17 protein-coding genes are annotated in these 18,861 nt (G+C 38.9%); 2 read left to right on the top strand and 15 right to left on the bottom strand.

Annotation, left to right across the window (positions count from 1 at the left end):
• Positions 1-329 precede the first annotated feature (329 nt).
• Entirely contained in the window at positions 330-1,331 is a 1,002-nt protein-coding gene (locus tag ACFFIP_RS15740; protein WP_382388660.1) for a hypothetical protein, read from the top strand.
• A gap of 10 nt (positions 1,332-1,341) precedes the next feature.
• Here ACFFIP_RS15740 and ACFFIP_RS15735 read toward each other — a convergent pair whose 3' ends face one another.
• The 7 genes from ACFFIP_RS15735 to ACFFIP_RS15705 all read right to left on the bottom strand — a co-directional run bounded on the left by ACFFIP_RS15735 (position 1,342) and on the right by ACFFIP_RS15705 (position 7,338).
• A complete protein-coding gene (locus ACFFIP_RS15735) occupies positions 1,342-2,604 on the bottom strand; it encodes a polysaccharide deacetylase family protein (protein ID WP_382388659.1) in 1,263 nt (420 codons plus the stop codon).
• A gap of 252 nt (positions 2,605-2,856) precedes the next feature.
• The gene (locus ACFFIP_RS15730) at positions 2,857-3,246 is read right to left on the bottom strand and encodes a DUF302 domain-containing protein (RefSeq protein WP_382388658.1); all 390 of its coding nucleotides are present in this window, start codon (positions 3,244-3,246) and stop codon (positions 2,857-2,859) included.
• Between the two features lie 230 nt (positions 3,247-3,476).
• Positions 3,477-4,169: a hypothetical protein gene (locus ACFFIP_RS15725; RefSeq protein WP_382388657.1), complete on the bottom strand. Its 693-nt coding sequence runs from the start codon at positions 4,167-4,169 to the stop codon at positions 3,477-3,479.
• A 97-nt stretch (positions 4,170-4,266) separates the two neighbouring features.
• A complete protein-coding gene (locus tag ACFFIP_RS15720; protein WP_382388656.1) occupies positions 4,267-4,479 on the bottom strand; it encodes a hypothetical protein in 213 nt (70 codons plus the stop codon).
• Between the two features lie 246 nt (positions 4,480-4,725).
• Positions 4,726-5,427, bottom strand: coding sequence for an HAD family hydrolase (locus ACFFIP_RS15715; RefSeq protein WP_382388655.1), 702 nt, complete (start codon positions 5,425-5,427; stop codon positions 4,726-4,728).
• An 18-nt stretch (positions 5,428-5,445) separates the two neighbouring features.
• Complete coding sequence (locus tag ACFFIP_RS15710; protein ID WP_382388654.1) at positions 5,446-6,528, bottom strand: MBL fold metallo-hydrolase; 1,083 nt, start codon at positions 6,526-6,528, stop codon at positions 5,446-5,448.
• A gap of 192 nt (positions 6,529-6,720) precedes the next feature.
• Positions 6,721-7,338 (bottom strand): TetR/AcrR family transcriptional regulator, encoded by a 618-nt coding sequence (locus ACFFIP_RS15705; protein WP_382388652.1) that lies wholly within the window; start codon positions 7,336-7,338, stop codon positions 6,721-6,723.
• 291 nt (positions 7,339-7,629) lie between these two features.
• Between ACFFIP_RS15705 and ACFFIP_RS15700 the strand changes: the two genes are divergently transcribed.
• A complete protein-coding gene (locus ACFFIP_RS15700; protein ID WP_382388650.1) occupies positions 7,630-8,751 on the top strand; it encodes a Gfo/Idh/MocA family protein in 1,122 nt (373 codons plus the stop codon).
• Between the two features lie 245 nt (positions 8,752-8,996).
• Here ACFFIP_RS15700 and ACFFIP_RS15695 read toward each other — a convergent pair whose 3' ends face one another.
• The 8 genes from ACFFIP_RS15695 to ACFFIP_RS15660 all read right to left on the bottom strand — a co-directional run bounded on the left by ACFFIP_RS15695 (position 8,997) and on the right by ACFFIP_RS15660 (position 18,835).
• Positions 8,997-9,602, bottom strand: a complete 606-nt coding sequence (locus tag ACFFIP_RS15695) for a hypothetical protein (protein ID WP_382388649.1) — start codon at positions 9,600-9,602, stop codon at positions 8,997-8,999.
• Positions 9,603-9,853: 251 nt separating this feature from the next.
• Positions 9,854-10,507 (bottom strand): hypothetical protein, encoded by a 654-nt coding sequence (locus tag ACFFIP_RS15690; RefSeq protein WP_382388648.1) that lies wholly within the window; start codon positions 10,505-10,507, stop codon positions 9,854-9,856.
• 276 nt (positions 10,508-10,783) lie between these two features.
• Positions 10,784-11,965 carry a TolC family protein gene (locus ACFFIP_RS15685; RefSeq protein WP_382388647.1) on the bottom strand — a complete coding sequence of 394 codons (1,182 nt, stop codon included), beginning with the start codon at positions 11,963-11,965 and terminating at the stop codon, positions 10,784-10,786.
• The gene (locus ACFFIP_RS15680; RefSeq protein ID WP_382388646.1) at positions 11,962-15,057 is read right to left on the bottom strand and encodes an efflux RND transporter permease subunit; all 3,096 of its coding nucleotides are present in this window, start codon (positions 15,055-15,057) and stop codon (positions 11,962-11,964) included. Before ACFFIP_RS15680 ends, ACFFIP_RS15685 begins: the two co-directional genes overlap by 4 nt.
• A gap of 68 nt (positions 15,058-15,125) precedes the next feature.
• Positions 15,126-16,622: an efflux RND transporter periplasmic adaptor subunit gene (locus ACFFIP_RS15675; RefSeq protein WP_382388645.1), complete on the bottom strand. Its 1,497-nt coding sequence runs from the start codon at positions 16,620-16,622 to the stop codon at positions 15,126-15,128.
• 228 nt (positions 16,623-16,850) lie between these two features.
• Positions 16,851-17,243: a hypothetical protein gene (locus ACFFIP_RS15670; RefSeq protein WP_382388643.1), complete on the bottom strand. Its 393-nt coding sequence runs from the start codon at positions 17,241-17,243 to the stop codon at positions 16,851-16,853.
• A 327-nt stretch (positions 17,244-17,570) separates the two neighbouring features.
• Positions 17,571-18,281, bottom strand: coding sequence for a hypothetical protein (locus ACFFIP_RS15665; RefSeq protein WP_382388642.1), 711 nt, complete (start codon positions 18,279-18,281; stop codon positions 17,571-17,573).
• Between the two features lie 128 nt (positions 18,282-18,409).
• Complete coding sequence (locus ACFFIP_RS15660; protein WP_382388641.1) at positions 18,410-18,835, bottom strand: DUF1801 domain-containing protein; 426 nt, start codon at positions 18,833-18,835, stop codon at positions 18,410-18,412.
• Positions 18,836-18,861: the final 26 nt, after the last annotated feature.

Below are 18,861 nucleotides of genomic sequence, written 5' to 3'. Positions count from 1 at the left end.
TTAACTTGAATTCATTTACAATTAAAGTTTTAAGGCTTCCAGCACTCCCTGCTTTCGGAAGCCTTATTTTATATCTCTAATATAATGAATTTCAGTTAATTAACCACTAACTAAACGGCATTAATTTGTAATTATTTATATGTGAAGTATGCTTGGTATTTTTGATAAATATTCTAACATTCTTAAATAGCTTTTATATCCTTTCGATAGGCATCAATATTGTCATTCATCTATTTAATGTAATTGAAAGCATGATGAAGCATCCAAATTCTATTTATGAAGAGGGACCAAAACCCTTCCTAAATCCTTTTCTATTTCAAATTGACCCCATGAAAAGGCTGTTGCTGGTCAATTTTGAAAAAGACACTGATTCAAAATACATAGGTTTGGAACCCCAATATTTTGATGACAAGATTAATGGGAAAGGACTTTTGGTAATCGCCTGGAGAAAGGATATGAAGGTGGATGTTTACCATGAAGCCTCTCTTCATCCAAATCCTGATAAATTTGATATTGCAGGAAAAGGTTTAGGGTTGATGCAGAAAGTGATTTTTGAGCAAAAGGATTTTGAAATCAATGAGTATGGGGTTCAGGCTAATATTATTTTTAGGGATTCAGAAAATCGAAAAGTTGAAATTTTGATCAAGGAATCCCACCCCAAAATGCGTGAACCATTCGGGTTATTGGCCCCAATGGGGGATGCAGCTACGAATCCATCAGCTATGCCACTGGTTCTACTTCATGATTTCTATTTTGTCCGCAGGAATAACACCGTTATACATGTAAAGATTGACGGTAAAAGCCACCAACCTGATAAACTTCCCATTCCCTTGGATAACACGTGGATGTATTTCACAAGATATTCCTCAGATCCTTTTATCGTCACTTTTAATCCTTCTCAAAATGGTGCTTTAGTCAATGACTTGCAGGGTGTGATACTGGAAATCAACGGATTTGGAGCAGAAATGAAGAAACTTGTCAAATCAGGTGCTGGACATGAAATCAGGCTGGTTTTTTCTCCTGCATTTCCTCAGATCAACTTGTTGAAAGAAGGCACTGAACTCAAGGGGGAATTTGTGATTTCAGGTCATGAAAGCACTGGGAAAATCAAAGGGATATACCATGTGAAAAGGGAAATGAAACAAGTTCAACTTAAAATTTGGCCTTTAGGGGGTTGGATTCCCAATGAAAGTAAGTTTTCCCTCAGATTTTTGTATATGGTAGCAAAAGTCTTTAAAAATTGGCCGAAAACATATGAATGGCAAGCTACCTTAAAAGAGGTTGAAGGTGGATGGGAAATCCATTCCAAATGGGAAAGAAAAAATTATTAATCACAAATAATCAATGGTTAGACTTTAATGACAAGGGCTGATTTCCTATCTTATTTCTTTTGGACCTGATCAAGCTGACATAATTATTTGACCGAATCTTCTCTTTTAAGTTCAGAAGGGCTTTGTCAATTTTTCTGGTAAAGTCATCTAAGATATTTCTGTAATTGATATAGGCACTGAAGGGATTTTGATCTTCCTGCAAGGAATCATTATTCTTGGATTCAAAAGACATTTCATGTAGGTTAATATCATCCTGTAGATAATGCCAAGTTTTGATGAAGTTCTCTTGTTTGGTTTGGTAAACCTTGTCTTTTAGACCGGTTAAAATGTCCAATATTTCTTTTTGGAGCTGGTTAGGTGGGTTTTTCTTTTCCTGAAGTTTTATTTCAAAAGAAACATTGGTCACTTTTGGGGAAAAATCAGCAGAAAGAGCTGCTTCCAAAGGCGTAATGAACCCAATATTACTCTCCATTGCTTTTTGGGGTAACTCATGGATAAAGTTCAATAAGGGTTTGTTGGCATCTTTTTCACCCAAAAAGCCCTTATAATCTATTAACAGGGTAACAATCTGGTTTTCTTCAGGCATCGCATTGATCCAATGGATAAATTCATCGGCATAACGTAAAGGAGGCTTGTTCAAGACTTCTGATTTTTTTAGACCCTCCGGTTTTTGTAAAAGGTTTTCAGTGAAAAGCATTTTCAATCCATCCCTGTCCTTGATTTGATACAGGGTGTGTTTGGAAAAACCTTCATGCATACCGTATGATTCTTGATTGATGACAAGGTCAAATTCAAGAAAAGGCAAAACGGAATTCAGGAATTCAAGACTGAAATAATTGGTATTTAAAAAGGAACGGGGATACTGCCCAAAGAGATTGAGCACCTTGTTTTTTTGTTTGCTTACCTGATATATAAATTCCTGTTCATTATTCAGGTTCAAAATGGAATGGGAATAGGTTTCACCTAGAAACTCCACACTTCCCAGGTCATTGATCTTTTTGAGGTCTTGGATAATGTCCGGACAGCAAGTTTCCATAAGGTCCATGGTAGTTCCTGAAAAGGCAAAACTGATTTTAAAATACTTTGAGAATTGGTTAAAAAGCGCCATCAATTGTTGGTTGACAGGACCATATTTTTTAATTGCGGCCTGTTGCATTTTCGCGCGATTATTCTCTTGATTAAAATAGGAGCTAGAACCACCGATTTCATAAAATCTGAATTTATTGAGCAATACAGGATGGTGAGTATGAAATATTAAACAGATATTTTTCATCGGTCAAAACATTAGGTTGAATGTTCTCAAACCTCAATAGGAAATCATCAAATCCCAACATGGGAACTGTCAGGAACCTATAACGTAAAATATTAGTTAAAAAGCGTTCGTAGCTTACTTTTCAGTTATAATTTACTGTAAATCAAATTTATATATTAAAAATATGAGATGGTATGATTTTCATCATCTTTTAAAAAAATCCCTGAGCAAAAAGTTTTACCCAGGGAAATTGAATACAGGAGAAATCTCCTGTTAAACTTTTTCGACTACTCTTTCCAATTTATTTCTGACCTCCTTAGCCAACGGTTCAATATCACCATGTCCTACACTTGCCATGGCTGCAATTGGGTCGATGGCTGAGACTTCGATTTCTCCGGATTCCAACTCACGCAAAGAAACATTGCAGGGAAGCATAGCGCTCATATTGGGATCAATGCTCAATACTTTATCAGCAAAAACGGGATTGCATGCTCCTAAGATTACAAAAGGTTTGTAATCTTTATCGAGTTTCTTCTTCATAGTTGCCTGAATATCTATTTCAGTGAGTACGCCAAAGCCTTCTGATTTGAGCGCTTCTGTTACTTTTTCTTTAGCACTGGAAAAATCCTGTTTCGCGATTTTTTTAGATATGTGGTATGTCATGGGTTTAGAATTTTGATTTATTCAACTAAGGTACAAAAATCAAATGGCACATCTTAGTGATCAATGTTACGCAATCAAGGACCTCTAAAAATATTTTATTCATAGATCTTGGATTAGCAAAATGCCATCAAGGGTTAAACTATATTTCAGTACTTAGGTATTCCTTAACCCCATTTCTATGACCGTGATATTTGGAAAGGGATGGTCTACAAAAATACTTCAATTTCATTTTAATCACTGAAAATAAAAAAGCCCAATCCTCCCGGATCACGGATGATGATATTGTCAACAATACCCTCTTTGTTGAAATAGGTAATTTCCTCAGTGATTGGTATTTTGAGATCACGGATTTTTTGGATCACTTGAAGGTTTTCAACGCCATTAAAATAATTGAGAGAGGGGCTGAAAAATAGGTGTGGGCAGGTGAGGGGCTTCATGATCGATACACCAAAATCTCCATTTGCCATGACGACAAAACCACTATCAAGGGATCCATAAATGGGCTGGAAACCCAGGATTGTGAATATTTCGTATGATTTCTGCGCATCCATGCATTCCAAGCTAATTCCCATGGAATTGCCCAGTATGCTAAAACTATTTTCTGATTGCGTTAATGCCGTTGTCAGTTCCCCCTCATGAAGATATATCCATGCACCGCTGCTATCATTCAGCAGGTACCCCTCTTTAGTTTCCTTGATATAGGTTATTTCCGCCAATTTTTTCACCTCATCCAGCCAAGAGTTTTTATATAATTTGATCCCAGCACGGGCATACCTGTCCGGATTGATTTCTATATAAGCCTTTCCATCAGAATAGAGTAGAGGATTTTCTGAAAACTGTTGAAAGCCCAGCGTAGAAAAGAAGAGTTTGGAAGACTCAAGTCTTGGTGTTGGAGTTAGTATGGTTGCTTTTATATTTGACATTTGAGCTCAAATTAGGCTAAAGAAAATAAATAAAATAACATTACATAAGTTTCTTCTCCTTCTGAAATTGATCTTTGCTTAATAAATCATGGAGAAATTACTCTTCTTTCGCTCTTTTTTGATAACGGATAGCTTTGAAAGCAATAAATGTTGCCGTTCGATGGGTGAGACCTTCATGTTCGACCAAAAATTGAACGATATCTTCCTTGGTACGTAGGTTTAAAATGGACAACATACTGATCCATTTATCGAGCGTAATCCCAGTATTTTTAAATAGGATTTCATCCATGGATGATCCGTGTTCCTCCATTTTTAAAGAAAGATTATGAAATTAGATATTAAATTGCAGCTGGTCAGCAAGTTAGGTAAAATTGGGTAGATTAGCCCTCTCTAGGTAAAAAAAATACTCAAATGGTAGAAATCGTTTGTTTTAGGGAAAAGATTTTATATGATTTAGGAAAAATATTGTCTCTTTACCCATTTACCTTCAAAAGTTTATTGTACTAGATGATTTTAGCTTTGCTGAATTGTTCTTTTTTATCATTACTGCTATAATTTACCTGTTCTCAAGAATGTCGGCCACTTTTCTGATGTTTTCCACTTGGTAGAAATTTGAATGCTCAATGGTATGGCTTACTTCTTCATGTATCCAGGTTATATGAAAAGGTACATGTATTGCAGTTCCGCCCAATTCCAATACAGGTAAAACATCAGACTTGATGGAATTGCCTATCATCAGAAAATTTTCAGGCTTACAATCCAGATGTCGGAGCAGCTTTTGATAGTCGCTGATTTTTTTATCGCTCATGATCTCAATATGGTGGAAATGTTTCTCCAAACCTGATTTTTGGAGTTTTCTCTCCTGATCCATCAAATCTCCTTTGGTGGCAAGCACCATTTTATAGTCACCGTTTAATTTTATCAGGACTTCTTCTACTCCTTCCAAGAGGATCACGGGCTTTTCAAGCATCTCCTTACCGATTTGGAGGGCTTTTTCCACGATCTTAATATTGGCAGTGTTTTCTGAAACCTTTAAAATCGTTTCGATCATGCTCAGCATAAATCCTTTTATACCATAGCCATAGAGTGGAAGATTCTGGATTTCGGTTCTAAAAAGTTCTTGGTCAATAGTATGATGTGGTAGGTAGTCTTCCAAAAGAGCACAAAATTTGTTTTCTGCCTCTCTGAAATAGGGTTCATTTACCCATAAGGTATCGTCAGCATCAAATGCTATAACTTTGATGGTTTTATTTTTCATAAAAATTGATCTTTTTTCCTAATTGCTTACGAGAAGATTCCTTCCCAGGATTGGCTCAATCAAATTGCCATTGATTTTTGAACTATTTTGCACTAAAATATCCCAAGGTTCCATCCTAGGTTCATCAGAAAGGTCAAAAGTACCAAAATGCATTGGAATGAAATGCTTTCCTTCCAGAACATTGAAAGCTTCAATAGCATCTGTAGGACTGATATGGGCTTGGCGCATAAACCATTCTGGTTTGAATGCACCTACACCCATTAGGCAATAATCCGGTGATCCTAAAGCGTTTTTGATGTCCGAAAAATGCGGGCCATGACCACTGTCCCCCATAAAGTAAATGCTGTAATCTCCGTTCTGAATATAAAATCCTCCCCAAAGACTTTTGTTGTCATCCCAAAGCCATCGTCTTGACCAGTGCCTACTGGGCACGTATGTGATCCTAATGCCGGAATCCAATAAAGAATATTGCTGATACCAACCTGCTTCTTGGATGGTATGTCCATTGGACCAGGACTTGATGATATTTTCAATCCCTAATCCTGTCAGGATCTTTAAGTCTGAGTTGTTTTGGGTGAGGTATTTAATGGTTTTTGAATCCAAATGATCCCTGTGGTTATGTGATAAAAGAAGATAATCCAATGCAGGTAATTTTTCAATCGGAAAAGGAAGTTCACTTTCCCGCTTAAGGAAGGTATTGTCAAAAAGCAACGGGTCAACCAGAAATACTTTTCCATCGATTCTCATCAGAAAGGTTGCATGTCCAAGCCACATCAGGTAATCCGCATTGCCTTGGAAGATAGTAGAGTCAAATTCCACGACCAGTCTTCTGGATTCATTTTGTTTGGCTTCTTTTTGAGGATTTTTGCTGGTTTGCCATTTTAAAAGGTCTCCAAAACTGCTTTCGAAAGGGCTGTATAAGTTGGTAAACCGGCCATTTTCATCAAGAGGTGTACCTTTCCAATCTGCCGAAGGAGGGATAGTGATCAACTCGGGATTGGCAATAAAATTGGAATCTGGCTTAGATTTGGAAATATTACTGATCACAAAGAAATATAATGGAATGAAACCAATGATGAGGTAAGTTCTCAGTTTTTTCATAATACACTGATAGAACAGCCATGAATATATAAATGTTCGGCTTGGTCAAAAAAATGAAATTGGCTTAATTTTATTTTTTGCAGCTTTTTTATTTTAAATATCTGATATTTTATATCGACTTACTTCATTGAGTTTAGAAGTGATGAAGCATAGGGCTTTCATGCCAATTAATATCTGAAATCTAAACTTTTGTTACTGCCTATCCAGCATCATGCAGAAAGCCTGATAGCTGTTCATCACGATATTTTCTTCTTCGTTGATTTTAAGTTTTTGGGCTCTTCTTCTGATTTTGAGGGAAACCAAACCATGAATTGTTGACCAAACTAGGTAAGTGGTGGGTTCGGCGCTTTGGCCTCTAAAGTACCCCTGTAGCATGCATTCCCGCACATTCTTTTTCAAAATGCTGAAAATGGATTCCCCTTCGGACCATATTTTATCATCGATGTCATTGATGTGTTCCATAGGAGCAGAGAGGGTAAACATCAGGTCATAAATAATGGGGTTCTCAATGGCAAATTGGATGTACTGCTTTCCCATTGCTTTCAATCTGCCCATTGGGTCTGCTATATTGGAAACAGATTCCATTTTCGTTTTAAGATTTTTGAATCCCTCTGCATGTAAGGCATGAAAAATCTCATTTTTATCTTTGAAATAATGATAAATGATACCAGGGCTGTATTCAATGTTATCTGCAATATTTCGGATGGATGTTTTCTCAAATCCATGCTGGAAAAATAGGCTCCTGGCAGAATCTAAAATCAGATCCTTCAGATGCGCTTTTTCTCTAAGTTTCCTTTCTGCTACTCCCATAATTATCTGTTAAACAAGCTAATATAATTAAACGTTGTTTAACAAAACAATAAAAATGGCGTAGGAATACATAAAAAGTGTATTTGAATGCCATAAAAAGAGTTCCATGCGTTTATTTTTAGGCTTTTCTTGATCAAAATAGCCTTGGTTTCAAATTCAAGGAATTTTAAATTCTCAAATATTTTTGAGTTTTTATGGTAAGGTATTGATGGTGTGGTTTCGGCAGATTTTTTTGTTTATATTGCTATTATTGAAAAATCATCATACCTACCTACTTAAACCCATCCAATCATGAAGTCAAGAAGAGATTTCCTCCAAAAAATCACTGTAACAGCCTTTAGCATTCCTTTAGTTTCTAGTTTAACTCCGGGCGTTTTGGCCAGATCAACTTCTTTTGAAAAAAATGACAAAGTTCTTAGAGTAGCTATGATGGGCCTTGGTAGCTATGCCAATAGGGTAGCAGATGCCATGAAAGACTGTAAAAGAGCCAAAATCACAGGTGTCATCAGTGGGACGCCAACTAAAATCAAGGATTGGCAGTCCAGGTTCAATATTCCCGCGAAAAACTGTTACAACTATGGGAATTTTGATGCCATCCTTAATAATCCTGATATTGACGCCGTGTATATAACGACTCCTAATGCCTTGCATCATTCCCAATGTTTGAGAGTTGCAGCAGCAGGAAAGCATGTGATCTGCGAAAAGCCTATGGCGATTAATGCCAAAGAGGGCAGGGAAATGATTGAAGCTTGTAAAAAAGCAGGTGTTCAATTATTGATTGGCTATAGGATGCATTTTGAAGCCAATACAAAAGAAGTTGTCAGGATGAGAAGGGATGGGGAGTTTGGTAAAATCATGTTTTTCCAAGGGCTGAGCGGCTTTATCATCGGTGATCCAACACAATGGCGTCTAAATTATGAACTCGCCGGTGGTGGTGCGATGATGGATATAGGAATCTATTCGATCAATGGCGCTCGGTATATGATAGGAGAAGACCCAATTTGGGTGACTGCCCAAGAAGTGAAAACAGACCCTGTCAAATTCAAAGAAGGTGTGGATGAAACCATTACTTTTCAGATGGGCTTTCCGAGTGGTGCCATTGCATCCTGTCTGTCGACTTATAGTATGAATTACCTGGATAAATTTTACCTGAACGGCATCAAGGGTTTTGCTGAAATGCAGCCATCCACTGGGTATGGTCCTATCAAAAGTGCTACCCATAAAGGAAGGTTGGATTTACCCCACGTGACGCATCAAACCACCCAGATGGATGAAATGGCAGCAATAATATTGGATGGGAAAATACCCATGATTCCCGTTGATGGGGAAGAGGGTTGGAAAGATATGGTTATTATTGATGCCATTTTTGAAGCAGTCAAGACAGGGAAAAAAGTGGAAATCAAGTATGTGTAAGGAAGCGGGATTCTTTTTGAAACATTGAGGAGTTAAGAGTTTTAGGGATTCATTAAGTCGGATTTCGGAAGGTGGAACTTAAGCTTTGAGTGCGCTGCGGCGTGCTTGAAGGGTTTTTAAGTTTGGATTCAAAGATTATTCTTTCTCATTCCTTTCTTGGTAATCGTAAAAATAATATCAACTTCCAAAGACCTTTTGGAATGCCTTAATATGTTCCAACATCGTTCATTAAGCATCATAGCTTCTTAATCCACCTCCAACCAATCATTATAGAATTTTGCAATATCTCCGGGGTTCTTTAGTTCTTTATTACGGATTTTTTCCATCAACTCAGGGTAATCTTCAAAGTAATTTTCCAGGTTGTTCATTTTAAGGCCTAGTAAGCCTTGGGTTACCCTTATGAAATAGTCTTCATCCCTTCGCTTGAATAGATCAATTGCACCAATTGTAGAAGATTCCTGATCCAAGAATTCCCATTGGTAATAAGTAAGAAAGCCTTTTTCTCTTACTTTCATAAAATGGTGCTTGCCCAAACCCTTTCGGCTAAGGTATTCAGTTTTGAACAAACGGGAGTAGCGCAAAATCCATTGGCTTTCGAAGATATCCTCTCCTCTGGTATATCCTCTGATCTTTTTGGCGCTGTATTTCCTGTTTCTGGAAAATTCACTTTTAAAACGGATTTTAGGATACAATTTTGCAAAAGGAGGCTCTTTTCGGTCTTTGATTGTTCCATGGATCGTGTCCAATGATTGGGTAACCACATAGCCGGGTTCATAGCCCCTCTGGGCTTTAACCTCTGAAAAAATAGATATTAGTAAAAGGAAGAAGAGAAAAAAGACATTTTTTGACATGCAGAGCTTTGTAGTTTGTTTTCCAATATTTTGGTTTAGTTCTTTGAATTTACAAAAAATGGGGGAATTGGAATAAGTCAAGCTCAAATTCTAGTTCGAATCTTCAGGCTTGGACTCTTTTAGCTACTGGCTTTATGCTGTATGGGGGTCAGTCTGAAGACAGACAGCAAAAAGGTCCAAGACTAGGTCTTAAACCATTCCGAGTAAGTTTGACAGCAGCACGGCTCAATAAAAACTTTTTAACATATTCATCAATCCCTTTTTGGCAATAAGAAGTATAAAACAAAACCAAGCAAACCAATCAATAAACTAGAGGCCATTTGAATGATGATGTCATATCCTAAAACATATAAAGCAATAATCAGGATGAATAACGTAAGACCAAGGATCTCCCAAAATGGTTTTCCTATAATCTGAAGGGTTTGAGGAGCCATTAAATTTTCGTTGGTATAGGGTCGAAAAAGAAATTGCCACTTTTCAATATCCCATAAAAGCAGGAAAAAAACAGCCAATAACAGCAATCCTGTTATTATTGGTGTTCCGGTAAATCCATAGGATACTGTGATGACAAAAATGTTTAAGATAATCCCAAAAAACATGGCTGCACCCAAACTTGCAAAGCGTTGGGTCATCAATAAACCTCCAGCTATAATCTGAGACCAACCTATGAAATTCCAATAAAGACCGGACTCTGCCATAACCCTGAAAAAAAGTTGGATAGGCTCCAAATCTTGGATTGGCTTGTTTGCAGCAAGCGCCAAAGGAATAGGATTATCAGATAGTTTCCCCATCCCTATTGCTGCTATTACAAATGAACCCCCAATAAGATATCGAAGATAGATTGTGAAAATCTGCAAAGCCTTGAATTTCCTAAAGAAGCTTATAAATTGGATCAGTTTCTTCATGATGGATTGAAGGACAAATTCTTTTAAATTTTTGATAATCTATTGTTTTCAGGCATATAGCGGTCAATTTCAATAAAATAATGCCCCAATATCCATAATATAAGAGTCTAAATCAAAAGCCAAATTCTCCCAATTTTTTTGCCATTTAGAATCTGTTTAATGCAATTCTTTAGACTTGGACTTTTATGGCCAATGGCTTTATGCTGTATGGGGTCATTGGGAATAACGACAAACAAAGCTAAGGGAGGTCTTGTATTAACTCCTTTTGAATTATTTTCACAATCTAAACCTCAACAACTCCGCCTTTACCCGATAATAATCGTTTTCAGTCTGCAGGTAATTGGTATAGGCGGTGTAAAAGTAATTGGATTCCAGGAAATATTCTATGGTAGAAATATGGCCAAGTTCCAGTGCTTTGTCCAGATAGGCGATGCTACTGATGTTCTCCAGTACATTTCGGTAGTCCTGCAAAGTGGTGGACAGCTTCTCATACCTTTCGTAAAGCTGTCTCAGTTCGTAATACCGCTCGTTCTGGTAATCTGTCCATTGTAATGAGGCAAAACTAAACTCGGCCTCTTTTTGACGGACTTTGTATTTGTTTTCCCAAAGAGGAATGCTTGCACCCAGGCGGAACCCCTGAAATGTCTGACCTAAAAGAGACTGATACCGATAACCCGTAGATATCTTTGGCAAGGCCATAGCTTTCATGTGTTCGAGCCGGATTTTGGAAGTTTTGTTTTCCATTTCAACATATTTCCACATCGGGTCAGCTGCTTTGAATTCCTCAAAAAGCAGTTCAAAATCCGTAGTCAGCTCTTCTTCCTGATAACTTGATGCCATCACTTCCAGCTCTATGCCTCCATTTAAGGATTTCAGGTTTTGAAGCAATTGGTTGATGCCTGCAAGGTTGGATTGGAAATCCTTATTGATTTCGATCAGTTGCAATTTGGCCTTGTTGACATCCAGGATATTGCCGTCTCCGGTTGTTAACTTTCGTTCAAAATCCCGTAGCAACCTTTCTGTGGCTGCCTTTCTATTGGAAATCTGTTGCTGAAGCTTATTTCTAAAAACAAGTTCAAGATAAGATTGCTTGGCTTCTAACAAAATTTCCTGTCTAGTGGCCATCAAGGCAAAATCTGCTTGACTGCTTAGACCTTTGGCAAGTTCTCTTCTTTTTCCATATGCTGTAGGAAAATCAAAGCTCTGATTGATCCAGATATCGGTCAAATTACCAGCTGCTGATGGAGAACCATCCATATAATCGTATTCAAAATTGGGATTATAAAGGGGAAGATCCGCTTTGAATTCCAATTTACGCGCTTCAAAGTTCTGCTTTTGTGCCTGAATGGTTTTGTTGTTTGCCTCTATTCCCATCAAGACCTGCTCAAGATTACTTTGGGCAAGGACGGAAAAAGAGACCAAGCAGGAGAACAAGAATGCTATACTGTAAGTTTTCATGATAGCTCGGTTTTGGAATCTGAATTGCTGATGTAATAGACCATTGGGACGATGATCAGGTTCAATAGGGTAGAGGTGGTCAACCCTCCAAGGATTACTTTGGCCATGGGGCTTTGAATCTCATTACCGGGAAGGTCACCTGCCATCGCCAATGGGATAAGGGCAAGTGCCGCAGTAATGGCTGTCATCAAAATGGGGCTTAACCTGTCTTTGGATCCTTGAATGATGGTATCAAAAAGACCCATTCCTTTTTCCCGGAGTAGTTCATAATGGGATACCAAGAGTATGCCATTACGCGTGGCTATACCAAAAAGGGTAATAAATCCAATTATAGCAGGAATACTCAGGATACCGGAAGTAAAATAGATACTTAGAATTCCACCGATCAAAGCTAAAGGAAGGTTGATCATTATAATGGAAGCTAATTTTACCTTCTTGAATTCCTGAAAAAGTAAGAGAAATATTACCAAAAGCGAAAAGAAGGAAGCAACCAAGAGTGTGGTACTGGCTTCTTCTTCAGCCTCAAACTGTCCGCCCAGTTCTATATGATAGCCTTCGGGCAACTGGATCTTTTCATCAATTCTTGCCCTAATTTCATCGACTACACTTTTTTGGTCACGTCCGCTCACATTGGCAGAGACCACAGTTTTTCGCTGTACGTTTTCCCTATTGATCGTACTTGGACCGCTGCTGCTGACAATATCCGCTACGTAATGAATTGGGATTTTATCTCCCGAATCCGTATCGATCAAGGTGTTGAGGATATGGTCCATTTTGTCTCTATTATCCTCATCAAAACGTACAATGAGGTCGAACGAGCGGTTGCCCTCATAGATCTCAGACACTTTTTCACCAGCAATCCCCACATCTATCATTTGGTTAAACTGGGCTATACTGATTCCGTACTGACTGAGTAATTCACGGTTTGCTCTTAATTGGTATTGTGGTATTTCTATTTGGGGTTCTACCGAAATGTCCACCAATCCTTCTATGTCTTCGATTTCATGTTTGATCTGATTGGAAAGTTTGAACATCCGGTTAAGGTCGGTTCCGAATATCTTGATGGCAATATTGGCCCGAGTACCAGAAAGCATGTGGTCAATTCTATGGGAAATGGGCTGCCCTATACTGATATTGGCCTCTTTGATGTGGGAAAGTTTTTGCCTGACATCGGCTAGAAATTCCGCACGGTCTCTTTCTTCCAAAATAAAAGGTATTTCAATTTCTGAAGAATTGACACCTTGAGCATGCTCATCCAATTCAGCCCTTCCCGTTCTTCGGGTAGTAGAAATGACTTCGGGAACTGACAGTAGCGCTTCCTCAATCCTAGTTCCTATCTTATTGCTTTCTTCCAAAGACAATCCCGGTCTTGCCACTGCCGCAATGGTCATGGCACCTTCATTAAATTCTGGAAGAAAGCTTCTGCCTAATTGGCTGAAAATCAAAATTGCTAGAGCCAGGGCTCCTAAAGTCAATCCGATAAACAACTTTTTGAAGTTCATGGCCTTTTCCAGAAAAATACCATAGAAATGTTGGAGTTTGTCCACCAACCAACTCTCCTTATCCTGCTTCATCAATTGTTTCTTGTCGGTCAACAAAAAACTGCATAATACAGGTGTAAGGGTGATGGCAATGATCAAAGAGGCAAATAGGGAGACAATAAAGGCAATGCCTAGCGGAGCAAGTAGCCTTCCTTCCATTCCGGTAAGGAAAAACAATGGTAAAAATGCTACAATGATGATAAAGGTGGCATTGATAATGGAATGCCTGATCTCAAAAGAGGCATCAAAAATGACACTCAATTGTTTCCCTCGCTGTTCTTTGGGAAGTTTGGCATTTTCTTTCAATCGCTTGTATACATTTTCCACATCGATGATGGCATCATCCACCAGGTCACCAATGGCAATGGCCATGCCGCCCAAACTCATGGTATTGATGGTGAATCCAAGCCATTTCAAGGTAAGGATGGCTACAATCAATGAAATTGGAATGGCTAACAAAGAGATTACTGTTGCCCTCCAGTTCATCAGAAAAAGAAAGAGTACAATGACCACAAAAGCAGAACCTTCCAGCAACACTTTTTGGATATTGCTGATGGAGGCATTGATAAAGTCCGCTTGTCGAAAGACATTGGTGTTGATTTGGATATCAGCCGGCAGGGTTTTCTTGAGTTCATCCAGTGCAATGTCAATTTTTTCGGTTAACTCAAGTGTATTGACATCAGGCTGTTTGGACACGGAGAGTACTACAGCCGGCTTGGCATAAGCTGAAGCGTCTCCGATTTTAGGAGCCGAACCGATTTTTACATCAGCGACATCCTCTATTCGGATAATCTGGTCACCCTGTTTTTTGATGATGGATCTTCCTATTTCGTGGATTTCATTTGTTCTACCTAAACCTTTGATGATATATTCATTGCCATATTGGTTGAGAAACCCTCCGGAAGAATTGCCATTGGAGGATTCGGCAGCAGTGATGAGTTCCTGAAGGGAGACGTTGTGATAACGCATCCTTTGAGGATTGGCCAAAATCTGGTATTGTTTATAATCCCCACCGTAGACAATGACCTGGGCCACACCACCAGTTGCCAACAGTCTGGGTCGGATAATCCAATCTGATATGGTCCGAAGGTCCATCATAGACGTGCTGTCCGCATAAAGTGCCACAAACATGATTTCCCCCATGATGGAGGACTGTGGCGCCATTGTTGGGGTACCCACACCCAGTGGAAGTCTGTCGGAAATCGTAGCTATTTTTTCATTGACAATCTGCCTGGCCCGGTAGATGTCGGTATCCCATTCGAATTCAATCCAGACTACGGAAAAGCCGCCTGAGGAGGCAGATCGTACCCGCCTGACATTGGTAGCGCCATTGACAGCCGTTTCGATAGGAAAGCTAACCAATCTTTCGACTTCTTCCGGAGCCATTCCATGGGCTTCTGTAAGTATTACAACAGTAGGTGCAGTAAGGTCTGGAAATACATCCACCTCCATATTGAATGCTACGTAGGTGCCGAAAAAGGACAGCAATGCGAATCCAACGATTATCAGTAGCCGATTATTAAGAGAGAAATGTAATATTTTATTGAGCATGGTGATATATCATTGTTGGTTGAAAATCAGTGTACTATATGATTTTTTGTATCAGGTTACCTCAAACCCTAATGTGTATGTCCATGCTCCGGAATGGCACCTGAAGAAGTGGCAAGCTTGATAGAATAGGCTCCTTTGGTGACCACGCGATCTCCTTCTTGAAGACCTGCCAACACCTGAACCATTTTCCCATCATTACCCCCCAACTGAACCTCCTGCTTCAGAAAGGTTTCCCCGCCTGTTTGGATATAGACAAAGTGACTGCCCATTTCTTCCATCAAAGCTTCCGTTGGGATCAGTAAAGCATCGGGAATGATGGTGGATTTCAGAAATACCTCGGTGATAGCTCCAGGGATAATTTGACCAATATTGTCGATTTCAAAGCTGATAGGGACATAGGCAGCATTTGCATTACTGCTTTTTCCATATGAAATTACTTTACCATTCATCATCTCCGTGTCAAAGACCTTGTCATCACCAGCCATCCTGAAATTAGCGGCTGTAAAGGACGGCAGGAGGTGGAAATATTTTTGGGATATCTCTGCCTGCAGGATTAACTTCTGGTTTTTGCTGATAACAGCCAAAGGGGTTCCTGCTTCTACATACTGACCCTCGCTGACCAGTATATTTTTGACAAAACCATTCAAGGTGGAGGCTATTTTTTGTCCTGTGTTGGAGTAGTTTTTTGCGATAACCTGATAGCTGTTGGATGATGTTTCATAAGCTGCTTTGGCCTGTAGAAAGTCTTTCTCTGAAATGATCTGATCTTTCACTAAGATTTCAGCCCTTTCAAAATCCGCTTTTGCCTGTTCATACCGGACCTGAGCATCTTTGAAAATAATCTCTGGGTTGCCTTGGGTCAGCCCACCGCCAGTAACGGTAAATAGCTGCTCTCCAGTCTTGACAGCAGAGCCAATAATGGATTTGTTGCCGGTAAACAAAACCGTACCACTTGATTTGGCAGTCAGGATGGTTTCGTCTCCAGGAGCGGAAAGGATCCGGCCACTTGTTTTGAAAACCTGGCGAAAAACTTCTTTTTTAACAGGAGCATTGGCAAAATCAATGCGCCAAGCTTGGTTTTTTAAGTAGGAAATTTCATCCCCGTTTGCAGCCTTACTTAAAGCACGTACGGCTGACGTCAAGTTGGGATACACATTCACCTGTGGAAAGCTGACTGTCTCAGAAACATTTGGAGCTTTAATGTCAATAGTAAGCTGGCCCACGCCTTCAGATTCGGGTGTTAGGTCAAGTTCAAAAATACCAGGCGTTTCAGGCTGATTACTGGAAGCGGTGTACTTTTGGCCATTGAGAGAAAGGCTTAAATGTATCTGCCCTTCTTCCAAAGGCTTGAAATTTTCTCCCAAAATGGTGATATGTGCCATGATGGTGGACATCTTATTTTGCACCAAAGGCTGAAAATCAATAAAGACTTCCACGCTTTCTGTGTAGGTAGTCATGGCTTCTGAAGGAATTGCCGATTCCTCTTCGTGCTGATGTTCTTGTCCGGATTGGCAGGAAGCCAAACCGAGCAAAAAGCAGGTCAAAATAATTTTTGCCTGTTTCATATGATTTGAATTTATTGGTAAAGTACTGGGAAGGATTGTTCGTGGTGATTGATCCTAATTTTTGACACCTGACTTTGTTTGATAACCAGCCCGATAGAAAAGTAGGAATTACAATCCGTTTGCATTTTTTGATACAACTGCGATTTTTAATATGATTTCCACTAATTCGGAACGGTAAGAAGTAACCCAAGGTCACCTATAATCCTATAGTAAGTGCAAAAGGATCAATCAGGTAAAAAAAGGAGGTGCCCTCAGTCCCCAAGGTAAAAGTTTAAATATCGGATCAAAATTCCCAATGTGAGGAGCAAATGAATCCTTTACGAAAATGAAGTTTCTTATAACATTCAGATCATCCGGAAATACAGCCGACAGAACCAAAGTTTGTTTGCTTACAGGTTGCTCGACATGTGTACAGTGCATTGCCTCCATTCCTTTTTCAGAATGGGGGACCAAAGAAAAGATGGTTTCCAATATACCATGATCATGCTGATGGTGGGAACATTGATGGGATTTGATAAAAAGGCTTTCAAATGGGTCCTGATGATGGTGGGGAATAAAGTTATGTCCCAGCATCATGATCTGGGCCAAAAATAAAAACCATATGGCAAGGTTCCGCTTCATATTAACTTGTTAAAGTTAATCTATTTTTCTTCTGAAAAAAGTGACTTTGATCATGTTGATACAAATCTTTAAAAAAAAATAAGAGCTGATATTCTGAAGCTAAACTAAAACTTTGTACATCTACTATGTACGATGAACCATCCGCGACGGCGGACAAGATGTACAAGGTAGCATGTACCAAAAAATATCCTGTGAAGATTATTGGTAATTGTTCATCAGTAATTTTGAGCTTGGATATCCCTTGACTATAGGGTAGGTTTGAAATTCAAAATATTGAGTTTAGTCTTTGGTCTTTGGTATTTGGAGTTTGTAATTTGTAATTTGTTTTCAATCTTCCCAAGTAGAGCCAAAAGGCGTCATCCTGAAAAACTGTCCTCTTACTTCAGCATTTTCGACTTTAAGGTATTTGCCATTTTCAGCTTTCAACAATGCGCTGAATCTTACAGTGGCGACAACATAATCAGCATTGTTTTCAGACCTTTCTTCAATTTCAGAAAGGGTTACATTAAAAATTGAATTGGCCACTCCAATACTAGAATACATGGTGCCTTCATCAAAAAATTGGACAACAAAATTCCCAAAATCTTCAAAATCAGTTGCCATTCCATATTGGGCAGGCTTGAATAAATTGAAAAATGATTCCCTAGTACTGAAATCCATACAGGAAAAAATCCCCATTACCTCTAGGTATCTTTTATAATAGCTGTTTTCTACGGCATTTAGATCGTTTTCTGACAATAATATGGCAGTTCCCAAAAACGGATTTTCAAACATTTCATAACCCACCCCACAATTTCCTATACCTGACCCTCCAATCTGAATGGGGGATAAATCTGACCAACAAACTGCTTCTTGTCTACTGGGATTACGAAATGCGGATTGGTTGGGATTGCCCTCATAAAACCTTAGGATAAAGCCACCATAGTACGCTGTTTCAGGTTCGCAGGAGAGAATAGGATCATCCTCTTTATTTTCTAAACATGAAGTAAGGGAGAAAATAATCAATGCGGCAAAAAGTAATAAAGGTTTATTTTTCATAATCTGGTTCAGGATGGTAAATCTAATATCAAAAGATAGTCATTTTACGCAGACCCTGACTAAAAAGCTCTTTATAAATTTAATCTTTTTTCAAAGAAAGGGTAAAGGAGGGTTTAAAGGTTGTGAAATTATTTGTCAGCGTATTTTTCAAGCGTAAAACTGATAGAGGCTTTTGCCAAGTCTTTGGTGATTTCTGGATTGACATCCGATAATTTGTTGATATAGACACAGCCTTTGCCTGTTTTATGTTTACCCAGTTTGGCCAGCAAATCAGCATGCTGACCGTTCACATCACAGGAAAAATAAAGTGTGATGGCATTTTTTCGTGGTGAAAAACCTACCAATGGTGCATCGCCCTCATGGCCACTTTGGTATTTGTAATGATAGCTGCCAAAGCCAATAATGCTTGTACCCCACATTTTTGGTTCATGTCCTGAGGCATCTTTTAAGATTTCAATTAGGGCAAGACTGTCCTGTCTCTTTTGCTCATTTTCCACCGCTTGGATAAAATCCCATACTGATGAATCCGTTTCCTTTGTTTTGTTTTCAGGCATTTTGTTTTTTTTTTATGTACCATGTA

The sequence above is a fragment of the Fontibacter flavus genome (assembly GCF_042432905.1).
Taxonomy (GTDB): domain Bacteria; phylum Bacteroidota; class Bacteroidia; order Cytophagales; family Cyclobacteriaceae; genus Fontibacter; species Fontibacter flavus.
The sequence above is the reverse complement of the archived record's forward strand: the minus strand, read 5'-3'. Positions and strand labels throughout refer to the sequence as shown.